Here is an 18,969-nt window from a genome sequence, read left to right on the forward strand (position 1 = left end):
CTTCAATCTGAGTCGTTCATTAGGAGTGTTCTTTGATAAACACCTCATTTTTCGTAGAGTGTTTTTTTATAAAGATACACAATTGTTCAAGCTGACCATCCCCTACTTGTTTTTATTGGTTACCAAACCTTTAAAAACGGGTTACGATCTGCGGTAAACACCTCATTTGTTGTTTATTTTTTAGATAAACATAAACACTTGGTGTTACTTGAACTCAAAATGGTTACGATGCACGTTGTACAAAACAACCATCTCCTTATTTGAAACGAATGGAAGCTCACTTGTTTGAAAGGAAATTGTCTTTGACAGACACCTCATTTCAAAATTTGATGAATCACTTCATCGAAGTAAGTTGTTTCCCCTTCGAATATTATGATGTCCTTTTACAAAAGAAATATACAAAAATAATTAGGACAGATTGCAAACTATTTTTATCGAGAGGAATTTGATAAAATGAAAGCAATAATTTCCTATACAGGAAGGACGTTGTAAATGGCATTATTAACTATTGAAAATCTGGTCGGGGGATATACTAGGAACCCCGTTCTAAAGGACGTTTCCTTTGAAGTAAATGAAAAAGAAATCGTTGGTCTGATTGGTTTAAATGGAGCAGGGAAAAGTACAACCATCAAACATATTATTGGATTAATGGAGCCACATCGCGGCACTATTAAAATTAAGGGGAAAACCTTTATAGAAAACAAAGAAGGATATCGACAGTTGTTTTCGTTTGTTCCTGAAACACCAATTTTATATGAAGAACTGACGCTAGATGAGCATTTGAGATTAACTTCTATGGCTTATGGACTTGATGAAGCAACCTATAAAAAGCGAATTACGCCATTGTTATCGGAATTTCGAATGAAAAAACGGTTAAAATGGTTTCCAGCTCATTTTTCAAAAGGGATGAAACAAAAGGTCATGATCATGTGTGCGTTCCTTGTTCAACCTTCGCTTTATATTGTGGATGAACCATTTGTTGGACTAGACCCGCTTGGAATCCAATCTTTGCTTGATTTAATGAAAAAGATGAAGGAAAACGGTGCAGGGATATTAATGTCTACACATATCCTTGCAACAGCAGAAAAATATTGTGATCGGTTTGTTATTTTGCATGAAGGGAAAATCCGTGCAAAAGGAACACTTGTGGAGCTAAGGGAACAATTCTCGATGCCTGAAGCATCACTAGATGACTTGTATATTCAATTGACGAAGGAAGAAAATTATGTTTGATGAGAAGAAACTTTGGAGAGATCGGGCCGGAGGCCGTATAAAAGATTTAGGCAGGTATTTACGCTATATTTTCACTGGGCACCTTGTCATTGTTTTGTTATTTTTAATCGGAACGGCTGCTTATTATTATCAAGAATGGTTAAAGACACTTTCGCCTGATTTTCCTGCAGCTATTATTTTGGCTGTTGTAATTGGAGTGTTCGTAACGTACAGTCCGGTTTACAACTTTTTGCTTAATGCTGACAAAGTGTTTTTATTGCCGCTTGAGGATAAATTAAAAGGTTATTTTTTCCGTTCAGGAGTGGCAAGTTTAGTTTTTCAAGGATATATTTTGCTAATGGTGCTGGCAGTCCTCATGCCAATTTATGCGCATGTTAACAATAATAGCTTCAACTCATTTGTCCCATTCCTTGCCGTATTGCTCATTATGAAGGTTTGGAATTTAGCTGTCACTTGGAAAATTCATTATTATGTTGAGTCGTCTGTACATAGATGGGACATGCTGGTTCGTTATTTCATAAATGTAGCATTTTTGTTTCTACTGTTTAAACAAGCAACTATTTTTCTTCTTCTCTTGCTCGGTCTCATTATGGTCTGTTATTATTACACTTTTTCGATCCGGACAGGAAAAATGGGACTTAAGTGGGATCAATTAATTGAGCAGGAAGAAAAAAGAATGGCTTCTTTTTATCGCATGGCCAACATGTTTACCGATGTGCCGAAATTAAAGGATACAGTGAAAAGAAGAAAATGGCTTGATTGGATGATCCGCAGCATTCCATTCTCGCATGAAAAAACTTATCTATATTTGTTTTCCAGAACGTTTTTACGGTCTTCCGATTATTTAGGATTATTTGTCCGCTTAACGGTGATTGGAATTCTGGCCATCTATTTTATCTCCTTTGGTATCGGACAGCTTCTGCTTAGTGTTTTATTTTTATATTTAACTGGTTTTCAATTACTGCCACTATGGAATCACCATCAGAATAAACTCTGGGTGGACTTATATCCTGTTGCCGAACAATTTAAAAGAAGTTCGTTTCATTATCTATTAATGATCATTTTATGTATTCAATCTGCTGTCTTTGCTATATGTATTTTAATAAAAGGCGAGTGGATGAATTCCCTGTTTGGACTGCTAGCGGGCCTTGTGTTTAATTATGTTTTTGTTTATATTTACGCTAAAAAACGTTTAAATGCATAATTCTTATTATCCCCTTTAGTTAAAGGGGATTTTTTGAAACTATTGGGCTGTTTTTAACGTAATAAAACATAAAATGAAGAGTGGAGGGTGGTTGAATTGAACGAATATGAATTAGCAGTTTACGAAGAAGTTGAAGAATGGAAACGGAGACTAACGAGACGATCAGGAATGATGAATCGATTATCGAAAAAAGCACAATTGAAAATCAATGAATGGATACCTGAAAAGGTTCATGAAGTCATGACGGAAAGCATAAAAACGATGGTAAAGGCAACGTTATTTGGTTCTCAGGTGACCACACATAAAGATCAAGCACGTGGGTTAACACTGGCAGAAAGAGATGAATTAGCTCGAAAAAAAATTTCTACCTATCAGAAAACAGCAGTGGTAGAGGGAGCTGGGACGGGGGCAGGAGGGATTTTGTTAGGTCTAGCTGATTTCCCACTACTTTTAACCATTAAAATGAAATTTTTATTTGAAGCGGCTTCTATTTATGGATTTGATACAAAGAAATATGAGGAAAGATTATTTATTCTTCATGTTTTTCAATTAGCCTTTTCCAGCGATGAGATTCGCATGCAAACCTTAGCTGAAATTGAAAATTGGGAAAGCCGAAAGCAAGTTCTCGTTGAAATGGATTGGCGTAAGTTTCAGCAGGAATATCGTGATTATATTGACCTTGCGAAACTATTCCAGCTCGTTCCGGGAATCGGGGCATTTGTTGGGGCTTATGCCAATAATAATCTTCTCAAACATTTAGGTGAAACAGCCATGAATGCTTATCGATTAAGATTATTGCAAAACGCCCCTGAACACGAATGAGAACAGGGGCTGTATTCAACTTACTTATTTATAAGAGTGAACTTTTATAGCAGCAGTTCCCAATGTCTTAGCAGCAATTAACATGGCCGTTTCATCAATATCAAATTTGGGATGGTGGTGCGGGTATCCTGTTTCAACGCCCATAGGTTTTGCTCCGGTGAAAAAGAAGGTGCCTGGAACCTTTTGTAAATAATAAGCAAAATCCTCACCACCCATTTGCAGTTCTGATTCTTCAATATATTTTACATCTGGAACATCCTGTGCACATTCTTTGAGAAAATCCGTTTCCTTTTCATGATTAACTACCGCAGGATAACCCCTATAAAAATGATAGTCATACGTACTGTCGGCCATATGGCATGTTCCCTGTGTTATTTTCTGTATTTCATCTTCAATAAATTGACGAATATCCTCGTTAAACGTACGGACCGTCCCAATCAGTTTTGCCTTGTCTGCAATGACATTGAAAGCATTCTCAGCAGTAAAAGAACCAACCGTTACAACGGCAGACTCCACAGGATTAACCTTGCGGCTGACAATTTGCTGAAGATTTAAGACAAGCTGTGATGCGGTAACGATTGCATCCTTTGTTTTATGCGGCTGTGCCCCGTGTCCTCCTTGACCTTGAATTTCTATTTCAAAACGGTCTGCGGCCGCCATAATAGGACCAGTTCGATATTGTATGGTTCCTGTTGGTTCACTGGCCCACAAGTGGGTGCCAAAGATGACATCTACACCCTCCAAACAGCCAGCTGCAATCATCTGCGCTGCCCCGCCAGGTGCATATTCTTCTGCGTGTTGATGGATAAAAACATAGGTTCCTTCTAATTCGTCCCGCAGTTCATTCAGTGATTTAGCCAGAACAAGCAGGGTTGCGGTATGACCATCATGTCCGCATGCATGCATGACTCCGGGAACCAATGACTTGTAGGGCACATCTTTTTGGTCTTGAATGGGTAATGCATCAAAATCCGCACGCAAGGCCACTGTTTTACCAGGATTTTTACCATATACCTTTGCAACTACCCCATTGCCGCCTACATTTCCTTTTACCTTGATGTTCAATTTTTCATAGTAGGTTTGGATATATTTCGCGGTATCATATTCCTGAAAAGATAATTCAGGATGTTGGTGCATATAGCGGCGGATTGAAACCATTTCATCATAGTAACCATTTAATTTAGTAAATAGTTTGTCTAACATACGTATTTCCCCCTGTGATTTAGCTAAAAGAATGTATTTTCAAACTATTTTAACACTTTGAAACTATTATATGGATTTTTAAGGGGAATTTCTTTATAATTTTTAGGTATTTTAATTTGAAGTGAAAGGAACAGGGAAATGATAGGAAAAATTAAAACATATAAAACTTACATATTTTTGTGTATAGCCATTATTTTAGCTTTATTTATATCCATTAAGGTAGCATTTCACAGCATATTCTGGGTAGATGATCAAATTGTGAAAATTTTTTCCTGCGTTCCAAATTCATTCATTCCTTTTTTTATTCACGTTACTGAGTTGGGTGATAAAAAAGGGATTGGGGTTGTTGCTCTCCTGATGTTAGTATGGTTACTACTAAAAAAACGGAACTATCTTGGATCAGCTGTGTTAGCATTGGGGATTGCCTCAGGAAATGAAGTTAGTAAGCTTTTAAAAGATTTGTTTGTCCGCCCAAGACCTGAGCTGGAGCATTTGGTTTCTGTAAAAAGCTATAGCTATCCTAGCGGGCATGCAATGGTTGGAATGGTAGTTTATTGTTTGATTGCTTATTTCTTGATAGAAGGTACTCATTCAAAAGGGACAAAAATTCTAATCGGGGTCTTGGCGGCAATTTTACTCCTACTAATCGGGGCAAGTCGAATTATTTTACAGGTTCATTATCCTACAGATGTATTGGGAGGCTACGCATTAGGTTTTATTTGGGTAACAATATGGATCTCCATATACAAATTCTTTCAGCAACGTTCTAAATAAGAAGAGGCCGACAAAGTCGGCCTCTGTTTATATTAAAAGATTTTATAAGTTTTGACTTGGAGAATTGTTTAGCTCCAGCGCCCTAACGGCTAGTGTCCTTCGCTCTCCGCCCTACGATACGTCAACATCGAATCGCTAACGCTCTTCGTGTTTCCTTTATCGCGTTTAACGGGCAGTAGATTCTCAACTGCCCGTAAGAACCCGATTGGTTCAACTAACAATCAGCGAGAAAAACGTTCGCTGATTGAAGTTTCACCTTATCTCAGTTGGAGCGCTCCACAGGGAACGCTTCGACAGCATAGGCATCGCACGAAGAAAAAGCGTTAGCTTTTTCGAGGAGGCCATACGCCGCTGACCAGGGCACTTCCGCTTTTCTTATATTAAGAACATAGCAACAATTGTTGTTACGACAAGCCCAATAAATACAGGAACAAGGTTCCGTCTTGCAAGTTCAAATGGGTCCACATTACAAATGGCCGCCGCAGGAATTAATGCCCACGGTACGAGCGTACCGCCACCGACCCAGATGGCTGCAATTTGCCCGAGTGCTGTAAGTGTAGCGGCACCTTTTCCAATCGCGATGGCAAATAAACTAGCAATTGACCCAGCAAGAGAAATCCCCGAGAAGCCAGAGCCGTCCAGTCCTGTAATAGCCCCCACCGCTGTTAGTGTTACAGCACCAACTTCTTTACTTAAAGGAACAATGTTGGCAAGGGCAATTCCCAAGTCATTTACGATTCCTTGTGATGCTTTTGGTAAAAAGTCACCAATGATTTTCGTAAACCCGCTATCACCTAAATAGAAAAAAGCTGCTATCGGGATAACTGGCCCAAAGACTTTAAAGCCAAATTGAAAACCTTCTATTAAATACTGGGTTGTTTTTTCAAGTCCTTTATTTTTATGACTTGTTAAAGTAATTAAAAGAAGAATTAAAATAGAGGTTCCGCCAACCAAGGCAGTTGCATCTCCACCTGCTAAGTCGAGGATTGACATGGCTGCAACGTCTGCTGCAAATAATAATGGAACTAACACGGCAAAGAAGCGTTGTTGCGCGAGAGATAAGAGGATAGGTTTATCACCGTCCACAGTAGGTGAATCGGGCGAGACCGTAGAAGAAGTTTTTAAAGTTCCACGTTTCATATCACGCTTTAAAATGTAGAACGCGGTTACGGTTGTAACGAGACCCATGACAAAAACTAAAGGAATACTGGCATTTATAACATCTTGAATAGGAAGTCCGGCAGCATCTGCAGTAAGCTTTGGTGCTGCTTGAATGACAAAATCCCCCGATAATGCGATTCCATGACCGAATAAGTTCATTGCCATGGCAACACCTAGTGCTGGCAACCCTGCCCTTAAGGCAACCGGTAGAAGGACCGCCCCTAATAGGGCAACCGCAGGTGAAGGCCAGAAGAACCAGGAAATCACCATCATCAAGATTCCAATCGTCCAATAAGCAAGTGTGGGGTTGCGTATTAATTTCCTAAAGGGTGAAATCATAACATCATTTATCCCTGTTGATGTTAAGGTGTGGCTCATGGCAACAATGATGGAAATAACGAGAATAGTAGATAATAATTCTGTAATAGCATAACTAAAACTGTTAAAAATGCTGCTGATGGAATGACTTAAACTACCTGTTGCAGTTAATGCAATGAGAAAGATACCCACGATACAAACAATAGTTGTATCTCTTCGCATAACCATAAAACCGATAATCAATATAATAAACGCCACATATATCCAGTGCAGAGCTGTAAGCTCAATTAACATTCCCTTTCCCTCCTTTCAAATATCCAAATGGGCATGGGTTTTCGCCTTATTGGATGTAATACAGAATATGAAATGGGAATCAAGTGGTGAAGGAGGCAGACACAAATAATTTTTGGCATTCCACAAAAAAAGGAATGGAGGACTTCTCCATTCCAGTTACTGTTAAGTTTTCTTTAGAATCGAATATTTACTTGCATAAGGTGCACTCACGAAGATGTTCTCTTGCCCCGTATAATCTTTTAATTTGTTATGATCTCCTAATAAAACTTCTTCTGACTTCTGCCACTTTTGATAATAAGCCTCCGTTTCCCAAACCGTAAGAAGCACATAGGTATTGGATGAGATCGGGCGGAGTATTCTATAAGCTATTAGCCCAGGTTCGCTGTTTAACCCCTGTGTACGAATCTTAATTTGGTGCTCAAATAATGGGCGTCCTTCATCGGTTACAGGAATGTGGATTATGGTAACGTAACCCTCGTTTTGAATTTCCCTATAAGATAACAAAACTTCATACTTTCGTGGTTGATTAAATACCGTTTTCGAATCTGTTTCGTGAAGCAGCAATGCACCATTTTCATTAACCATTGTCACCATGTTCTCTTTAGGATGTTTAGATTCTATGATTTTTAAAAAACTGACAGTTCCCGCAGTAATATAAACATTCATTTTTAATTCCCTCCTGTATTCATTAATATATATATACCCAGTTTGTACTGAGTAAATTTTTACCTGTTTCTTGTAATTCACATAAATTTAATAGCAAAAAAACGACTTTTTTTTGACAGTTACTATCGTAACCTATACACAAATAGGATTAATCGATATAGTGAAGACAGTCTATTTATATAGCTTAGATTCCAAACATTTTTAAATTTCTTTTCAATATATTAAAATGGAAAACAGACATGTCTTTGAAAGGTGGATTTTATTTATGACTAGGTCAATTAACGAAACATTATTAAAAGCAGCAAGAGGTGAGAAAACAGACCATGTACCTGTCTGGTATATGCGTCAAGCAGGCCGCTCTCAACCTGAGTATAGAGAAATTAAAGAAAAGTATTCCTTATTTGAAATCACCCATCAACCAGAGCTATGTGCCTATGTAACACGTTTGCCTGTTGAACAATATAACGTGGATGCAGCAATATTATATAAAGATATTATGACACCGCTTCCTGCTATTGGGATGCATGTAGAAATTAAGGGTGGAATTGGCCCAGTCATTGACAATCCTATTACGTCTTTAGCAGATGTAGAGAAGTTAGGAGAAATACATCCAGAGGATGACGTCCCATATGTTTTGGATACCATTAAATTATTAACTGAGGAGCAATTGTCTGTGCCATTAATCGGTTTTTCGGGGGCACCATTTACACTAGCAAGTTATATGATTGAAGGCGGTCCTTCTAAAAATTACAACAAGACAAAAGCGTTTATGTACACAGAACCTAAGGCATGGTTTGACTTGATGGATAAATTAGGCGATATGGTTATTACATATGTCCGGTCACAAATTAAGGCTGGGGCAAAGGCAATTCAGATTTTTGACTCCTGGGTTGGCGCATTAAATGTTGAGGATTACCGTTATTTCATTAAACCAATTATGACACGTATTTTTACCTCATTAAAAGAGGAAAATGTTCCATTAATTATGTTTGGCGTTGGAGCAAGCCATCTTGCAATGGAATGGAATGATCTTCCCCTTGACGTTGTTGGCTTGGACTGGCGCCTGCCAATTAGTCAAGCACGTGAAATGGGCGTGACTAAATCCGTCCAGGGGAATCTTGATCCAGCGATCCTTTTAGCCCCATGGGAAGTAATTGAGGAAAAAACAAAAGCGATATTAGATCAAGGCATGGCACAAGATGGTTACATTTTTAATTTAGGCCATGGTGTCTTTCCATCTGTTAAACCTGATACATTGAAAAGGTTAGCATCTTTTATCCATGAATATTCAGCCGCTAAATTAAGCCGCTAATTTCTAAAAATGTAAGTCTTAAAATTGGTAAGCAGTCCAGTTTTTTGGCACAATAGAATGAGTTGTTTATCAAGGGGGCATTAAGGGAAGCGAAACCAATAATGCCTCTTTTCTTAAATTTATACGCGTAGAGAATTGAATAAGAGGTGCACAACATGACAAAAAAGAAAATGGGTCTGTTAGTAATGGCCTATGGGACTCCCTACACATTAGAAGATATAGAAAGATATTATACGCATATCCGCCATGGCCGAAAACCAACCCCTGAAATGTTAGAAGATTTACGTAATCGTTATGAAGCCATAGGCGGCTTATCACCACTTGCGAAAATCACAAGGGATCAGGCTGAAAAATTAGAACAACACTTAAATAACGTTCAAGATGAAATCGAATTTAAAATGTATTTAGGGTTAAAACATATCGAGCCGTTTATTGAAGACGCTGTGAAAAAAATGTACGAAGACGGGATTGAAGAGGCTGTCAGTATTGTCCTTGCCCCACACTTTTCAACCTTCAGTGTAAAGTCCTATAATGGGAGAGCGGTTGAGGAAGCAGAAAAATTAGGCGGTCTAAAAATAAAGACAATAGAGAGCTGGTATAAAGAGCCTAAATTTATCGACTATTGGTCAAATAAGATCAGACGAATTTTTGATCGGATGCCTCAACAGGAAAGGGAAAATGCAGTATTAATCGTTTCGGCCCATAGTCTTCCAGAGAAAATTTTGCAATTTGGTGATCCTTATCCTATGCAGCTTCAGGAAACAGCCCAATTAATTGCTGAACAGGCGGAAATCAAAAACTATGCTATAGGCTGGCAAAGCGCCGGAAATACACCGGAACCTTGGATTGGTCCAGATGTTCAGGATTTAACTAGAGAACTTTATCAGCAAAATCAGTATCAAGCTTTCGTTTATGCACCGGTTGGTTTTGTTTGTGAGCACCTTGAAGTCCTATATGATAATGATTTTGAATGCAAAGCAGTAACAGATGAGCTTGGTGTTAACTACTATCGTCCCGAGATGCCTAATGCGAAAGATGAATTTATTGATTGTTTATCGACCGTTGTATTAAACAGACTATCTGAAGAGCTTTAGGAATGAAATAATAAGAAAGTAGGTGAAGTCCTTGGTGGAGGAAAAAAAGAAGGTTGTGATTGTCGGGGGAGGAATTGCAGGACTTACATCGGCTTTCTATCTTCAAAAGGCAGTGCAAGAGCATCAACTTCCATTGGAAATCCAACTCATTGAAGCATCCCATCGTCTCGGTGGAAAAATGCAAACAGTCATTAAAGACGGTTATACAATAGAGCGAGGTCCTGACTCTTTCCTAGCAAGGAAAACGAGCATGATCAGGCTAGCAAAGGAAGTTGGAATGGATGACAAATTAGTGCCAAATTCCACGGGTAAATCGTATGTTCTTGTTAACGATAAGCTTCATTCAATGCCCGGAGGTTCGATTATGGGAATCCCAACGGAAATAGGTCCTTTTCTCACGACTAATCTTTTTTCGGTTCCCGGTAAATTAAGAGCTGCGGCCGATTTCATTTTACCTCGTTCAGAAAGTGGAAAAGACCAATCCCTTGGCCAGTTTTTCAGAAGGAGATTAGGTGATGAGGTGGTTGAGAATTTAATAGAACCATTATTATCGGGAATTTATGCCGGGGATATTGATCAATTAAGCCTTATGTCTACGTTTCCACAGTTTTACGAGGTGGAACAGAAATATAGAAGCCTAATCGTTGGCATGAAAAAAACAACCCCTACTCAGCCTAAAAAGGTCGCTAATCAAGATAAGAAAAAAGGCGGTTTTTTAACCTTCATAACAGGCTTACAATCATTTGCCGAAGCAATAGAAGCAAAACTAGATCCCAGTTCGATCCTAAAAGGACATCGAGTTGAAAAAATAACAAAACAAGATGGTACTTACGAGCTGTATTTGAATAACGGAGAATCCATAAACGCTGACAGTATCATTGCGGCTACACCACACAAAATTACCCAAACCATGTTTTCCGATTACAGATTCTTTGATCCATTTAAATCAGTTCCATCTACATCGGTTGCAACGGTAGCCTTAGCCTTTCCTAAGGAAGCCATAAAAAATGATATAGATGGTACAGGATTTGTCGTTTCAAGGAACGGTGATTATTCCATTACCGCTTGTACATGGACACATAAAAAATGGGAACATTCAACGCCAACCGGGAAGGTTCTCCTCCGCTGTTATGTCGGCAGGGCAGGCGATGAAACAATTGTTGATTTGTCAGATGATCAAATTATTCGAATTGTCCTTGATGATTTAAATAAGACGATGTCGATTACCATGAAACCAGATTTCTCAGTCGTTTCTAGATGGAAAAATGCTATGCCGCAATATACAGTAGGTCATAAGAAACGATTGGAAACAATACTAAACCACGTAGAAACAGAATTACCGGGTGTATTTTTAGTTGGCGCTTCCTATGGTGGAGTAGGCCTTCCTGATTGTATTGACCAGGGTGAGGCAGCAGTGAAGAATGTTTTAGATTACTTAAAAATGAATAATCATTAAAAGAGGCTGTTATTTTTAACAGCTTTTTTTAATTAAAAATTTCCCTCTTGTCAACTAAAAAAAATGGATGTATACTCTTAAAGTATTAATGACTGAAATGTTCATTCGGTCATTTGAGTTAACTGTAATGCCAATTAGGGCTTTCTTATCTATGTAAGTCCTAATTTTTAACACAAAAATGACCAAATGAATAATTTAGTCAAAAGAGGAGGCTTCTGAGGTGAAAAACAACCTATTAAAAAAAGAACTTTCACAGATTTTTAAAAACAGAAAAGTTCTTATACCGATTATTGCTATTTTGTTTGTTCCTGTTTTGTATGCCGGCATGTTCCTATGGGCCTTTTGGGACCCTTATGCTAAGTTAAACGAACTGCCTGTTGCGGTCGTCAATGAAGATACGGGGGCAGCATTAGATGGAAATCAATTAAAGCTTGGTAATGACTTAGTATCAAAGCTAAAGGACAGTAATGATTTTAAGTTTGACTTTGTTGATAAGAATGAAGGCTATAAAAGGCTTAAAGATCAAAAGTATTACATGGTTATTGAGATTCCAAGCGACTTCTCCAAAAATGCAACCACATTAATGGAGGAAAAACCTGAAAAATTGGAATTAATCTATACTCCAAACGAGAGTTATAACTTCCTTTCAGCTCAAATTGGCGGCACAGCGATCGAGAAAATAAAGACGGCAGTTGCTGAAAAAGTAACCGAAACATATGTAGAAACGATGTTTGACAAAATTTCTGAACTTGCAGATGGAGTGGTGAAAGCAAGTGATGGTGCAGGACAGTTAAGTGATGGTTCTGTTGATTTAAAGAAGGGGTCTGAGGATTTAAATAAAGGTCTTGCAACCCTTGCTGAAAAATCAATTGAATTTAATAATGGAATGAAAGCAGCAGATGCAGGTTCAGATGAACTTGCTGCAGGGTCTGAGGAATTATCTAACGGACTTGCTATATTTGCAGAAAAATCCCTTGAATTTAATAAGGGTATTCAAACCGCAAATTCAGGTTCACAAGAATTAGCATCTGGTTCCACTGATCTGAAAAACGGGCTGGCAAAAGTGGATGCCAGCATGCCAGAATTAATTGCTGGAACAAATAAAGCAGCCGCAGGGGCAGAGCAGTTAAAAAATGATCTGCCAGCTGGTATAGCTTCTGAAGTTAATAAAGAATTAACAGGCAGTGTTGGAGAAATAAATAGTGGGATTGATCAGTTTAAGTCCCAATTAACGGGGATGCTGGCATCACAGATTGCTGAACAGACCACTGCCCAGCAAACGGAAAAAATGCAGCAACTGGCACAAACTTTAATTGAAAATAAAGTAGATCCTTCTTTAGTTCAAGCAATCATGGTGAATGAGCAAAAAAATGCACCAACGAAGGAACAGCTACAACAACAAATTATCGCAGGGCTAAGTCCTCAACTAGATGCAGGTTTTAATCAATTTAAAACAGGTATTGATGAAAAATTAGCCGGTGCTTCTACTGGTTTGTCAACTAAGATAAAAGCACAAACCGATCCATATTTTGACCAATTGATTACGGGAATCGGTCAAGTTAATGGCGGACAACAGCAATTGCAAAAAGGTATTCATGATTTATATGTTGGCTCAGCCAAATTAAATGATGGTACCAATAATCTTTCAACAGGTATGAATAAGTTAGCCGCGGGTTCGGATCAAATGACTGCTGGTACTAATCAATTAGCATCAGGTTCAACTGAGTTGAAAAATGGTGCAGCTAACCTTACAAGCGGAATGAATCAATTAACATCTGGTTCAGCTGCGATTACTTCTGGTGCTGGCCAATTAGCAGAGGGTTCAGGACAATTAAAGGATGGAACCAATACATTGGCAAGCGGGGCAAATGAATTAGCTGATAAGCTCGCAGATGGGGCCAAAGAAGCATCAACAGTTCATTCAAATGATAAAACTTATAATATGATGGCAGACCCTGTCAAACTTGATAATGAAAAAATAAATCATGTACCAAACTATGGAACTGGATTCGCGCCGTATTTTCTTTCTTTAGGCCTGTTTGTCGGTGCCCTTCTCTTATCGATTGTATTTCCACTCCGAGACCCAGCGGTTGTCCCATCTAGCGGATTTAACTGGTTTGCCAGTAAGTATTCCATTATGGCAGGAGTTGGAATCATTCAGGCAATCCTAGCTGACGTAATTGTCCTAGCTGGATTAGGTTTAGAGGTTCAAAGCATTCCAAAGTTTATCTTGTTTTCCATTATCACAAGTTTAACTTTTGTCGCTTTAATTCAACTGCTTGTGTCAGCTTTTGCTGATGCTGGACGTTTCCTTGCTATCTTGATTTTAATTTTTCAATTAACTACAAGTGCAGGAACCTTCCCACTTGAGTTGATTCCAGACTTTTTACAGCACTTTAATGCCTTTTTGCCAATGACGTATTCTGTTCAAGGCTTTAAAGCTGTTATTTCAAGTGGTGATTACAGCTTTATGTGGCAAAATATTATGATTCTTGTTGGGTTCTTACTGTTATTTGCTCTAGGAACCATCTCGTATTTTACCATGAGATTTAAACATCAAAAGAAACACAACATGAATCAGTTAGTTAATGAATAAATAATACTTTAAACCAACCGTGGTGATTGCGGTTGGTTTTTTTGTTAGATAGGAAAGTTACACTTTCCTATCATGCATAAGTCCACCTACGCCTCATAACCGCCAATCGACGAGTTTTCTTTGTAAATATAACCTCTTTTTGCGTATATTATAAATAGGAACTTAGATTTGGAGGAGTTAACAATGAAAATGACAGTAATTGGCTTCTGGGGCGGCTATCCAAAACAAAATGGCGCCAGCTCTGGGTATTTACTTGAGCATGAAGGGTTTCACTTATTAATTGATTGTGGGAGCAGTGTTCTTTCTAAATTGCAAAATATCATTCAGCCTGAGGAATTGGATGCGGTGATAATCTCGCACTATCACCCGGATCATATTGCAGATATTGGGGTATTGCAGCATGCACGATTAATTCAAGGATTTTTGGGAAAAGACATGCCTACTCTCCCACTCTATGGCCACCACATGGATGAACAAGAATTCGCCAAGCTAACTTATAAGAATATAACCAAAGGGGTAGCTTATCAACCTGAAAGCAACCTTACTGTAGGTCCATTTCAAATCTCTTTCTTACAGACCAATCATCCCGTTCCGTGTTTTGCCATGAGAATAGAGGCGGATGGGAAAGTGCTTGTCTATACAGCTGATAGCTCCTTTAAAGAAGAGTTTATTGAATTTAGCCGGGATGCAGATTTATTACTATGTGAATGTAACTTCTACGGTGATCAAAGCGGCAAGTCTGCTGGTCATATGAATAGTGTGGACGCTGGTCGATTTGCGCAAAAGTCAGCAGTTAAACAATTAATTCTAACCCATCTTCCCCAGTATGGAAACTTAACTGAGCTAATTGAAGAGGCGTCAGAACACTTTACTGGTATAATAAAACTTGCAGAAGAATTCCAATCTATTTCAATATAAGAAGGGAACTATAGCTAATGTTATTTATAGATAATAAGGGGATCCATGATCCGCAAATCAACCTAGCGATTGAAGAGTATGCGTTAAAAAACCTCGATATTAACGAGACCTATTTATTATTTTACATAAATGAACCTTCAATCATAATTGGTAAAAATCAAAATACCATTGAAGAAATAAATACAGAATATGTTGAGGAAAATGGAATTAAGGTGGTCCGGAGACTGTCTGGCGGGGGTGCTGTTTATCACGACCTCGGAAATTTAAACTTCAGCTTTATAACAAAAGATGATGGAGACAGCTTTCATAATTTCCGGAAGTTTACCGAACCAGTCGTAGCTGCTTTGAATAAATTAGGCGTAAAAGCCAAGTTGAGCGGTCGAAATGACTTGGAAGTAGACGGAAGGAAAATTTCTGGAAATGCTCAGTTTTCAACAAGAGGAAGAATGTTTAGTCATGGAACACTCATGCTCAATTCTGAGATTGAAAATGTCGTATCAGCCTTGAAAGTTAAGAAAGACAAGATTGAATCAAAAGGAATCAAATCTGTACGCAGCCGTGTTGCAAATATATCTGAGTTTCTGGATGAGAAGCTGGAGATAGGCGAATTCCGTTCTTTATTGTTAAAAAACATTTTTGAGGGTCAAAGGGAAATACCAGAATATACTCTAACTGAAGAGGATTGGGAAAAAATTCATCAACTCTCAAAGGAACGTTACCAAAACTGGGAATGGAATTATGGCAAATCTCCTAAATTTAATTTGCAGCATTCCCACCGCTTCCCTGCTGGGTCAATTGATGTTCGACTGGAGGTAAACAAAGGAATCATCGACAATTGTAAAATATATGGGGACTTTTTTGGTGTGGGCGATGTAAGTGAAATTGAAAATAAATTAACGGGTGTGCGCTACGAAAAAAAAGAAATAGAAGAAGCACTCTCCGATGTGGATACGACACATTATTTTGGTAAAATTACCAAAGAGGAGTTTATTAACTTAATTTATTAAAACTGACGCGGTGACCTAACCAAGCACCGCGTTTTTATTTTTTTATCGATTATACTTGAATACTTAAAATTCAAGCAATATAATATATTTAGAAAATTTTTACGAAAAAGTGAATGAGTATTCATTCACAAAGGGAGGGAAATTATGAATTTAACAACAAAGCTTCATGAAACAGCTCTAAAGTTTGCGGAAAAACCAGCGTATTACTTTATGGGCCAAGCGAGTACTTATGCAGAATTGGATGCCTCTATTACCAAGTTTGCTTCTGGTCTAGAAAAATTAGGGCTTAAACAAGGTGATCATATTGCCTTGCTGCTTGGAAATTCACCGCATTTTGTCATTGGTTTGTATGGAGCATTACGGCTAGGGGTAACCGTGATTCCCGTAAATCCGATATACACGGCAGATGAAATTGGTTATATCTTGAATAATGGCGATGTGAAAGCAGTAATTGCGCTTGATTTAGCACTCCCATTAGCAGAAAAAATGCATGGCCATTTGCCTAAAATTGAGCACTACATCTTTTGTGAAACAAGCCCTGAGAGTCTTGTACAATCGGAGATCGAACAGTTATCTGTTTATCCAAAAATGAAATCGTTTACAGAAGTTGTTTCGATTGGTGAACTATCTTTTCAAGGCCCTGAACTACAAGATGATGACACGGCGATTATCCTATATACATCTGGAACAACTGGGAAACCAAAAGGGGCTATGTTAACCCATAAAAATTTATATAGTAATGCCCAAGATGTAGGCGATTATTTAAAAATGAGCAATGAAGACAGGGTGGTAACAGTTCTCCCAATGTTTCATGTGTTTTGTCTGACTGTGGCATTAAATGCTCCATTATTAACGGGCGCCACCCTGTTAATCGTACCGAGATTTAGTCCGAAAGAAGTTTTTGCACTGATTAAACAATATCAAGCTACTGTTTTTGCCGGAGTGCCTACAATGTATAATTTCCTCTATCAATTTCCTGATGGAAACCCGGATGATTTAAATTCATTACGTTTATGTATTTCAGGGGGGGCATCACTTCCAGTAGCCCTATTAAAGAACTTTGAACAAAAATTCAATGTATTAGTTTCTGAGGGTTATGGATTATCAGAGGCATCCCCTGTTACCTGCTTTAACCCGCTAGACCGTCCACGCAAGCCTGGTTCAATTGGTACTTCGATTCTTCGCGTGGAAAACAAAGTGGTGGATGAACTCGGTGAAGAGGTTCCTGTTGGTGCTGTTGGGGAACTTATTGTACGTGGACCAAATGTGATGAAAGGCTATTATAAAATGGATGAAGAAACTGCAGCGGCAATTCGAAACAGCTGGCTCTATACCGGTGACATGGCTAGAAGGGATGAAGAGGGATATTTTTACATTGTTGATCGAAAAAAGGATTTAATCCTTGTTGGGGGATACAATGTGTATCCTCGTGAAGTAGAGGAAGTTATCTATAATCATCCTGACGTAGTAGAAGTGGCAGTTCTTGGGGTTCCAGATCCTAACCAAGGTGAGGCAGTGAACGCGTATGTTGTTAGTAAAAACCCAGAGCTTACAAGCGAACAAATTACTGAATATTGTAAAGAACACCTTGCTAAGTATAAAGTGCCTTCCAGCATTGAATTCTTAGAAGAGCTTCCTAAGAATACAACTGGGAAAATTTTAAGACGCGCTCTTAAATCCCAAATTACACAAGCCGTTGGAAAATAAATCTTAGTCTTTGTGAAAAGAACTAATCATTATGAGAAACAAACAATAACATGGTGCCTGACACCATGTTATTTTTTATTTAATTTATTCAAAAAATTTGCTAATATTTATATTTATATGAGTATTTGAATCAGGGGGGAGTAGAAAATGGCAGACGTAGCTATAGAAAGAGAAACGTCTGAATTTAAAAAAGGTGTTCAAGCGGGGATCACTATTGGGATTGGCTATTTTCCGATTGCATTAACATTTGGTCTCCTCGCTAAAACATCAGGGCTGTCCATTTATGAAACAGTCTTAATGAGTGTGATTGTGTTTGCAGGAGCTTCACAATATATATCATTAAGTCTCATCGCATATGGGACAGGCGCTGCTGAGATTATTTTAACCACTTTCATCGTGAACATTAGGCATTTTTTAATGTCAGCAACCCTAAATGAAAAGAGTGAAGATGACCATCTAATTTACAAATTATTTTATTCTTTTGGGATTACCGATGAAACATTCTCTGTTGCTGCCACAAAGGAAGGGACAGCGACATCTGGTTTTTTATTTGGTCTCATTTCAATTTCCTATTCCAGTTGGGTTGTTTTTTCCGGTGTGGGACACCTAATTGGCGCGAGTCTCCCGCAAACCTTGCAGGAAAGTATGGGAGTAGCACTGTATGCCATGTTTATTGGTCTTTTAGTTCCTTCCATGAAAAAAAGTGTAAAGGTAATTTTTTTGGCCGCACTCGGGGCAGCTTTTAACTCTATTTTTACAATTAGTCATATGATGGCACAAGGCTGGGCAATAGTTACAGCCACACTATTATCTGCTATTATCATTGAAGCAGTAGAAACAGTGAAAACAAGGCAGAGAGGTGGTCAACATGAAGAGTGAAATTGTATGGATGATCATCGGGATGGGGATTGTTACCTACATTCCTCGCATGCTGCCGTTTGTACTCTTTAAAGGAAAAGAGCTCCCACCGTTTGTTCAAGGTGTATTAAAAAATGTTCCCTATGCAACCCTCGGTGCGTTAATATTTCCTGCCATTATCTTTATTCAAAAGGATGACCTGTTGTATGGTGTACTCGGGGCTGCAGCGGCTTTTATTGCTGCCTTTTTAGGGGCTAATGTGATTGTGGTTGTGCTAGGTTCTATTGCTGTTTTAGCCTTATATTCTTATCTCATGTAGCCTGTAATGTACTAGCTTTTTGTTTTC

Annotated in this window: 16 protein-coding genes; 13 read left to right on the forward strand and 3 right to left on the reverse strand. The window is 38.4% G+C overall.

Annotated elements, in window-relative coordinates; genetic code table 11:
- Positions 1-492: 492 nt before the first annotated feature.
- From AC4E8C_RS06330 to AC4E8C_RS06340, 3 genes are all read left to right on the forward strand, one after another.
- Entirely contained in the window at positions 493-1,233 is a 741-nt protein-coding gene (locus AC4E8C_RS06330) for an ABC transporter ATP-binding protein (protein WP_490211147.1), read from the forward strand.
- The gene (locus AC4E8C_RS06335) at positions 1,226-2,437 is read left to right on the forward strand and encodes an ABC transporter permease (protein ID WP_490211149.1); all 1,212 of its coding nucleotides are present in this window, start codon (positions 1,226-1,228) and stop codon (positions 2,435-2,437) included. Before AC4E8C_RS06330 ends, AC4E8C_RS06335 begins: the two co-directional genes overlap by 8 nt.
- Before the next feature lie 96 nt (positions 2,438-2,533).
- Complete coding sequence (locus AC4E8C_RS06340; protein WP_490211151.1) at positions 2,534-3,259, forward strand: EcsC family protein; 726 nt, start codon at positions 2,534-2,536, stop codon at positions 3,257-3,259.
- 24 nt (positions 3,260-3,283) lie between these two features.
- Here AC4E8C_RS06340 and AC4E8C_RS06345 read toward each other — a convergent pair whose 3' ends face one another.
- Positions 3,284-4,462: a M20 family metallopeptidase gene (locus AC4E8C_RS06345; RefSeq protein WP_490211153.1), complete on the reverse strand. Its 1,179-nt coding sequence runs from the start codon at positions 4,460-4,462 to the stop codon at positions 3,284-3,286.
- A gap of 138 nt (positions 4,463-4,600) precedes the next feature.
- On the opposite strand from AC4E8C_RS06345, the gene AC4E8C_RS06350 reads away from it, so the two are divergent.
- A complete protein-coding gene (locus AC4E8C_RS06350; RefSeq protein WP_490211155.1) occupies positions 4,601-5,236 on the forward strand; it encodes a phosphatase PAP2 family protein in 636 nt (211 codons plus the stop codon).
- A 375-nt stretch (positions 5,237-5,611) separates the two neighbouring features.
- On the opposite strand, the gene AC4E8C_RS06355 is transcribed toward AC4E8C_RS06350, so the two are convergent.
- Together AC4E8C_RS06355 and AC4E8C_RS06360 are read right to left on the reverse strand one after the other, a co-directional pair.
- On the reverse strand, positions 5,612-7,009 hold the full coding sequence (locus tag AC4E8C_RS06355; RefSeq protein ID WP_490211157.1) for a hypothetical protein: 1,398 nt from the start codon (positions 7,007-7,009) through the stop codon (positions 5,612-5,614).
- 162 nt (positions 7,010-7,171) lie between these two features.
- The gene (locus AC4E8C_RS06360) at positions 7,172-7,675 is read right to left on the reverse strand and encodes an antibiotic biosynthesis monooxygenase family protein (RefSeq protein WP_490211158.1); all 504 of its coding nucleotides are present in this window, start codon (positions 7,673-7,675) and stop codon (positions 7,172-7,174) included.
- Between the two features lie 265 nt (positions 7,676-7,940).
- Between AC4E8C_RS06360 and hemE the strand changes: the two genes are divergently transcribed.
- The 9 genes from hemE (at position 7,941) to AC4E8C_RS06405 (ending at position 18,942) form a co-directional block, all read left to right on the forward strand.
- On the forward strand, positions 7,941-8,987 hold the full coding sequence (hemE, locus tag AC4E8C_RS06365) for a uroporphyrinogen decarboxylase (protein WP_490211160.1): 1,047 nt from the start codon (positions 7,941-7,943) through the stop codon (positions 8,985-8,987).
- 155 nt (positions 8,988-9,142) lie between these two features.
- Positions 9,143-10,081: a ferrochelatase gene (gene hemH, locus AC4E8C_RS06370; protein ID WP_490211162.1), complete on the forward strand. Its 939-nt coding sequence runs from the start codon at positions 9,143-9,145 to the stop codon at positions 10,079-10,081.
- A 31-nt stretch (positions 10,082-10,112) separates the two neighbouring features.
- A complete protein-coding gene (gene hemY / locus AC4E8C_RS06375; RefSeq protein ID WP_490211164.1) occupies positions 10,113-11,537 on the forward strand; it encodes a protoporphyrinogen oxidase in 1,425 nt (474 codons plus the stop codon).
- Positions 11,538-11,757: 220 nt separating this feature from the next.
- Entirely contained in the window at positions 11,758-14,133 is a 2,376-nt protein-coding gene (locus tag AC4E8C_RS06380) for a YhgE/Pip family protein (protein ID WP_490211165.1), read from the forward strand.
- 183 nt (positions 14,134-14,316) lie between these two features.
- Positions 14,317-15,051, forward strand: a complete 735-nt coding sequence (locus AC4E8C_RS06385) for an MBL fold metallo-hydrolase (RefSeq protein ID WP_490211166.1) — start codon at positions 14,317-14,319, stop codon at positions 15,049-15,051.
- A gap of 17 nt (positions 15,052-15,068) precedes the next feature.
- The gene (gene lplA / locus AC4E8C_RS06390; protein WP_490211168.1) at positions 15,069-16,058 is read left to right on the forward strand and encodes a lipoate--protein ligase; all 990 of its coding nucleotides are present in this window, start codon (positions 15,069-15,071) and stop codon (positions 16,056-16,058) included.
- Between the two features lie 144 nt (positions 16,059-16,202).
- Entirely contained in the window at positions 16,203-17,765 is a 1,563-nt protein-coding gene (locus AC4E8C_RS06395) for a fatty acid--CoA ligase family protein (RefSeq protein WP_490211169.1), read from the forward strand.
- A 147-nt stretch (positions 17,766-17,912) separates the two neighbouring features.
- Entirely contained in the window at positions 17,913-18,644 is a 732-nt protein-coding gene (locus tag AC4E8C_RS06400) for an AzlC family ABC transporter permease (RefSeq protein ID WP_490211171.1), read from the forward strand.
- Entirely contained in the window at positions 18,634-18,942 is a 309-nt protein-coding gene (locus AC4E8C_RS06405) for an AzlD domain-containing protein (RefSeq protein ID WP_490211172.1), read from the forward strand. Before AC4E8C_RS06400 ends, AC4E8C_RS06405 begins: the two co-directional genes overlap by 11 nt.
- Positions 18,943-18,969: the final 27 nt, after the last annotated feature.

It is taken from the genome of Neobacillus sp. SRL179 (genome assembly GCF_984799095.1).